The following is a 5,964-nucleotide window of genomic DNA, read 5'->3' as shown; positions in this document are numbered from 1 at the left end:
TCGTCCAGAGCTGACACGCGACGCCCCCTCGGCTTGAGCCCGTGTGAGATCAGCCGATCGTGATCGCCCGAGCCGCGTCGAAGGCGGGATTGGCGAAGCGGGGACCGGCCGGGTTGCACAGGATCCGGGCTCCGCCGGGCCGAACCAGGTCGAGGCTGTGGTGGACATGGCCGTGCATCCACAGAGCCGCGCGGCCGGTATCGGTCAGGGCGGACAGGTCCAAGGTTAAGCTCCCTGCGTTCCAGGTGCCGCGCCAAGCGGGAGCGATGCAGTCCGGATGCGGGGCGTGGTGGGTGACCCCGATGAGCGGCAGCGCCCCATCACCCTCGTCCATGAGCGTGGCCAGCTCGGCGCGGGCGTGACGGTTGCAGGGCCGCGGCGTCCCGGACCGTGAGAAGGTGATGGCCGCCGTCATGGGCGACATCGATCGGCTCGCCAGTCGGCGTGTCGGGATCGAGCTGTCCGGCCAACCGACAATCGCTCCGCAGGGTGGTGCCGACGAACCGGCATCCGGCCAGGATCTGAGCGCGGGCGAGATCCGCGGGCACGATGTCGTGCCCGTGCTCGTGGTTGCCCAGCACGAACACGACGGGCTCGTCGTTGGCGAGGCGGTGCAGGACCCTGAACGTCTGCCGGGGGTCGGCCTTCCACATATCGCCGGCCGCGACCAGCATGTCGAAGGCGGGCGGCTCGGACCGGAACTGATCCGGATACAGCACCGCCTTGAGGTGCCGGTCGGACAGGATCCAGAGCTTGGCCAAGGATCGCCCGCGCTCTCAGGGGCGCACGATGCGCACGGCGTCGAAGCCTTCATCGGGACTGGGCGGCTCGAAGCGTTCGGCCACGGCACGCAGCGCAGCCCAGGAGCGGATCGTCAACGGATGAGGGCCCTTACCGGGCCACCTCAAGAGCAGCCTGCCGGAACTCGCTCGGCGTCATGCCGTGATGCGCTTTGAAGCGGCGGGAGAAGTGGGCCTGGCTGGAGAAGCCGCAGCTATACGCGACTGCGCCGATCTGCAGATGGCCATGCTCGATCTTGCTCAGCTGATGCCCGGCCCTCAGAAGACGGCGCTCCCAGATGTAGTCGGACACGTGCCTGCCACGCTCATGAAACATCTCCTGTAGCCGGCGCAGCGAGACGCCGACAGCCGCGGCGAGTTCCGGAGGTCCGAAGTCAGGGTCACCCAGATTGGCCTCGACATAGGTCTTGGCGCGCTGAACCGTGACTGTTTCATGCAAGGGGCGAGACACCTCCTGTGCCAAGCGCTCGGCGATGCTGGCCGCGATCAGGTCGATGCCGATGGCCGACATGCGGTCTGCCACGGCCGGCGTGAGGCTATCACTGACACGCATCAGCTCAGTGAGGAAGCCTGTCGCCAAGGCGGTGCTGCCGAGGTCTGCACCGATGGTCAGCCCGCTGTAGAGCCGAGCTGGACCGAGGACAGACTCGAGCCGCTCACGGGGTATGTGGAGGGTGAGCATCTGGCTGCCCGAGCTGTATTCCTGCGCCGCCGGACGACAGTCGAGCACCATGAGATCGCCGGGCCGTTGCACCGAGGTCCTGTCGGATTGACCGGTCTTTGCAATTCCTGCCTGCCGGAAGAATATTCCGACAGCATTCTCCTGGCCATGATTCCTGACCAGGTCGGGCGTCGCCTCAGCGCGTAAAGCGCCATGGGAGGTGCGTATCGCTTCGATCGAGCCGACGGTAGCAACTTCTATCTTGGCATCGAATGGATCGTCGGTCAGGCGCTTCTGCTCGGCCGGCACGCGCATGTCAGACATGGCATCGCGCCAGCTTCTAAATCTGTCGCGAGGATGAAATTTCTCCGTTGAAAATAGTGTCCGCATGTATTTCTGTCTATATTTAAATATACCATCACTTGTAATGCATGAATTCTCGACGAACTCTGATGCAATGTGGCTTATGATATGGAAATGGCGTAATGTCAAAATCTAACAAATCTCAGCCAAAAACAAATCTAAGAGTGAGTTATCGGCAAATATACCTTCTCTATGATCGCTGAGGTTGTGAGGCGGTCATTCAGTAGTTGTAGAAAATAAAAACTGTTATTAAGCGCTAAAATTGATTTCCATTAGGTGTGAAATGTCAGAAAATACAATCTAATTGTGCGATAGACGCTGATCTGACCAGTATTACTGACCAGGCTGATTGAGAGGCTGCTGCAGGGCCGGGGCCATGGGAAGCCGGAAGGCCCCATCCGGGACGGTGACAGGCGCAGGTGGTCGGTAGCCCGAGGACGAATGCGGCCGGACGCGGTTGTCGGAATCCCGCCATCGCCTGCCGGCGTCGTTCGCAATCCGCACGCTTCATAGAATATACTGTTGGCCGCAATAATTTATTCCCGGTCGCAAAATCAAATTCTATCCACCCCGATGCGCAACAAGTTTTGGAAATTTCTTACTTGGTCAATGCGGTTTGTCGGAAGGATTGCCGTGAAATCCGCGCCTGACCCAATTTATGACGGTCGCCAGCAATTCATCGGTTTGCGTTATCGGTATCAAAAACAAAGGGGACAGCAGGACAGCCGTTACCCAGGCCGGGGCGGACTGGTTCACGACATACACCAGCAGTACTGAAGCGGCAGCAGCGGACACGACGAGCCAAATTCTTATAAAACCTTTGATCATACGCATTGAACAAGCTCCTTGGCGCGCGCAGGATTTTCGATTGTCCTGCTGAAGATAGAGGAACATAAAAATATCTGGCCGAGCTGGCGTAGGGTGAAGGGCTCGTCTGGCTTCCAAAAACTTACATCCCACCGCATTCCCGCCATCTGCTAGCGTCTATGGCATCAACTCATAAATTGATTTTGGCCGACTCGAAGTGACAGATCGCACGCTCGGGCTATGATTAATTTTTATCTATTTCATTCGATAAACAATAGCTCTTTTAGAGATTCGACGGCGAGATGGGGTGTCTCGTACTTTCAGTATTGGACGCACATCCATGAAATATATCTGCTCCTAATTGGCGCGCCGAGCATGATATTTATAGATACGTCTGATCAAATCCTGCATCGCCAGGATGCGAAAATAGATTGAGATTCCCGATAAGACTTAAATCGTTCCTCCCGTCGCAAGGCCGCATCGAACGATTGCGGTCCTTCCGGGATTGACCTGCCTTGAAGGAGCGCTGGCGCTGCGGGGCGCCTGCGCGGGCCGTTTCGCGCTTGAAGGACCCGGACATTCTGTAGACCGACCCACCGCGTCGTCTCATATCGGCGCCGGACCGTGTCCATAAAACGAGGGCTCCTCCGACGCGTGCCAGAGAGGCAGGCTGGATCACCTCAATCCGGCCCCCATGCTGTCGGGGGATCGTGTCGGCTCGTCAGACCTCGGAAGAGCGGTCTCGCTTACGATCGATCGGGCAGGGGCATGTCCAATCCAGCGCGATGCGCTTCTGGTGCCGAGCGCACGACTGTCGACCCCCGCTGCCACAGCTCGAATGTCTGCGTCCTCGACCGTCCGCGCGGTAGCAGACCGCCACGAGACCACTCCTTTTAGACAGTCGCACGGCCAGGCGGATCGCGCGCACACGCACGGGCGCCGACGGCAGCCCTGGTGCCGGACGCCCCCTGCGCGCAGAGCGAAGCACGCCCGCAGCACCACGCCCGAAGCCGCCTGCGACGCCGGCCTGCTTCGTTCCGCGCGCAAGAACCGGAATGCTGCAACGGATCCCGTTCCGCCGGCTTGGTGACGGGAGGGGCACGCCCGGCCCGACCCGAGAGACGCGCCGCATGGACGACACCGCCTTCAAGCCCTCCCGGCGCCACGCCGAGCTCGGGCCCGCCTTCTTCGATCCGGTCACCCCGGCCCGTTTCCCGCAGACGATCCTGCGCTACCGCAATCAGGCCTGGGCGGAGCGGGTGGGCCTCGGCGGCCTTTCGGAGGCGGCGTGGATCGCCCATTTCGGCCGGTTCGAGCCGCTGCCCGGCAGCTTCGAGACGCCCCTGGCCCTGCGCTACCACGGCCATCAGTTCCGCTCCTACAATCCGGAGCTCGGCGACGGCCGCGGCTTCCTGTTCGCGCAGCTCCACGACCTCGAGGACGGGCGGCTGCTCGACCTCGGCACCAAGGGCAGCGGCACCACGCCCTGGTCCCGCGGCGCCGATGGACGGCTCACCCTCAAGGGCGGCGTGCGCGAGGTGCTGGCCACCGCGCTCCTGGAGGCACAGGGCGTCTACACCTCGAAGAGCTTCAGCCTGATCGAGACCGGCGAGGACCTCGTGCGCGGCGACGAGCCCTCGCCGGCCCGCTCCTCCGTGCTGGTGCGCCTCTCGCACGGGCATATCCGGATCGGCAGCTTCCAGCGCGTCCTGGCGCTTGGCGAACCGGACAACGTCGCCCGGCTCCTCGACCACACGATCGAGACCCATAGGCCGGACCTCTGGCGGGCCGGCCTGGAGGATCGCGGCGTCGCCTTCCTGGAGGATGTGGTTTTCCGCGTCGCCCGGATGGGCGCGCAATGGGCGGCGGCCGGCTTCGTCCATGGCGTGCTCAACAGCGACAACATCAACGTCACCGGCGAAAGTTTCGATTACGGGCCCTGGCGCTTCCTGCCGCATTTCGACCGGGACTTCACCGCGGCCTATTTCGACGAGACCGGGCTCTACAGCTTCGGCCGTCAGCCCGAGGCCCTGTTCTGGAATCTCGCCCGGCTCGCCGACTGCCTGCTGACGCTGGCCCCCCAGGCGCGCCTCGAAGCCGCCCTTTCCGGCTTCGGCCCGGCCCTGCAGGCGGCCTTCGCCGAAGCCCTGTTCCGCCGCCTCGGCCTCGCCGCGGCGCCGCAGCCGGAGACCGACCGGCTGGTCTCGGCGGTCTGGCGGTTCCTCGCCGAGACGCGGGCGCCCTTCGAGCGGTTCTTCTTCGACTGGTACGGGGGGCTCGCGAGCGCCGGGCGGGCGGAGGCGGGACCGGCCGCCGCGCAGTACCGGTCCGAGGCCTTCACGGCCGTGCGGGCCGCGCTGGAACCGCTGGCGCCCGCACCGGGCGCGCGGCTCCACCATCCTTACTTCGCGGAGGCGCCCTGCACGCTCCTGATCGACGAGGTGGAGGCGTTGTGGGCGCCGATCGCCGCGGCGGATGACTGGTCCCTGTTCGCGGCGAAGCTCGCCGGGGTGGCCCGGATGGCCGAGGCCTGCGGAACGGCGCCCGCCTCGGCCTGAGCGGCCTCTTCCTCGGCGAGCCGCCGGCGCTCCTCGGCGTAGCCCCCCGCGATGGCGAGATCGACCAGGCGCCGGGTCAGCCGGAAGGCCAGCCAGAACAGAGCGAGGCAGAGAAGCGTCGCGGCGGCGGCCTTGAGCGGATCCACGGGTTTCTCCGGTGATGTCTCCTCGGTCGGAGCGGCCCTCTTAGAGCCGCGCCCGGCCGCGGGGCAACTGGACTTCGGGCCAAGATCGACCTCGCGCGGCCCGTCGGTGCGCGCGGAACTCCCCGGCAGCGCCGCGATCGAGCGCGGGGCGCGTCTCTGGGTCGCTGCGCGGCGCACGCGACGACGGTGTTGATGGGCCGATGCGGGCGATCCGAGCCGAAACCGGACCGGAACATGCTATGGCGCCCGCCGGCCGGATTCCAACATCCGGTCTTCATGCCCCTCGATGAAACGGATCACCGTGCGCGAGACCTTCCACATCGAAGTCCTCGGACCGGAACCGGACGAGATCCAGACGCGGATCTCCGTGCGGGTCGGCAGTCTGGAGAGCGCGCAGGAGCGGGCTCTGCGCCTGTTCGCCCGCGCCCGGGTGCCGCAGCGGTCGGGGGAGCCGGCCGAGGCCGTCCGGGTGATCGATGGTGCTGGCCGCGAGGTGTTCTATCGCACGCGCTTCGACGCGGGGGATTGAGGCGCGAGGAGTCCGTCGATGCCCACAGCCCTGATCCTGCCGCTCCTGTTCCTGCCGGCTGCGCGCTGTTCCTGCGCAGCTACACCCTGCCGCCAGCCCC

General features: G+C 64.6%; 6 protein-coding genes. 2 read left to right on the top strand and 4 right to left on the bottom strand.

The window, feature by feature from the left end:
- Nucleotides 1–49 precede the first annotated feature (49 nt).
- From I53_RS34745 to I53_RS32905, 4 genes are all read right to left on the bottom strand, one after another.
- The gene (locus tag I53_RS34745; protein ID WP_051044597.1) at nt 50–334 is read right to left on the bottom strand and encodes a hypothetical protein; all 285 of its coding nucleotides are present in this window, start codon (nt 332–334) and stop codon (nt 50–52) included.
- Entirely contained in the window at nt 321–761 is a 441-nt protein-coding gene (locus tag I53_RS34740; protein ID WP_051044596.1) for a hypothetical protein, read from the bottom strand. Before I53_RS34740 ends, I53_RS34745 begins: the two co-directional genes overlap by 14 nt.
- 130 nt (nt 762–891) lie before the next feature.
- Entirely contained in the window at nt 892–1,785 is an 894-nt protein-coding gene (locus I53_RS00945; RefSeq protein WP_306307417.1) for a helix-turn-helix domain-containing protein, read from the bottom strand.
- Between the two features lie 645 nt (nt 1,786–2,430).
- The gene (locus tag I53_RS32905) at nt 2,431–2,718 is read right to left on the bottom strand and encodes a hypothetical protein (protein WP_148291044.1); all 288 of its coding nucleotides are present in this window, start codon (nt 2,716–2,718) and stop codon (nt 2,431–2,433) included.
- A gap of 1,043 nt (nt 2,719–3,761) precedes the next feature.
- On the opposite strand from I53_RS32905, the gene I53_RS00940 reads away from it, so the two are divergent.
- Nucleotides 3,762–5,189 carry a protein adenylyltransferase SelO gene (locus I53_RS00940; RefSeq protein ID WP_043345700.1) on the top strand — a complete coding sequence of 476 codons (1,428 nt, stop codon included), beginning with the start codon at nt 3,762–3,764 and terminating at the stop codon, nt 5,187–5,189.
- Nucleotides 5,190–5,636: 447 nt separating this feature from the next.
- The gene (locus I53_RS00935) at nt 5,637–5,864 is read left to right on the top strand and encodes a hypothetical protein (protein WP_020091174.1); all 228 of its coding nucleotides are present in this window, start codon (nt 5,637–5,639) and stop codon (nt 5,862–5,864) included.
- Nucleotides 5,865–5,964: the final 100 nt, after the last annotated feature.

This window comes from Methylobacterium sp. B1, assembly GCF_000333255.1.
Classification (GTDB): domain Bacteria; phylum Pseudomonadota; class Alphaproteobacteria; order Rhizobiales; family Beijerinckiaceae; genus Methylobacterium; species Methylobacterium fujisawaense.
This window is presented reverse-complemented; position numbering and strand designations above follow the sequence as displayed.

Excerpts from the sequence above, each read along its gene's own strand:
- I53_RS34745 (WP_051044597.1), bottom strand. The coding sequence starts at position 334 with ATGGACGAGGGTGATGGGGCGCTGCCGCTCATCGGGGTCACCCACCAC.
- I53_RS00945 (WP_306307417.1), bottom strand. The coding sequence starts at position 1,785 with ATGTCTGACATGCGCGTGCCGGCCGAGCAGAAGCGCCTGACCGACGAT.
- I53_RS32905 (WP_148291044.1), bottom strand. The coding sequence starts at position 2,718 with ATGTTCCTCTATCTTCAGCAGGACAATCGAAAATCCTGCGCGCGCCAA.
- I53_RS00940 (WP_043345700.1), top strand. The coding sequence starts at position 3,762 with ATGGACGACACCGCCTTCAAGCCCTCCCGGCGCCACGCCGAGCTCGGG.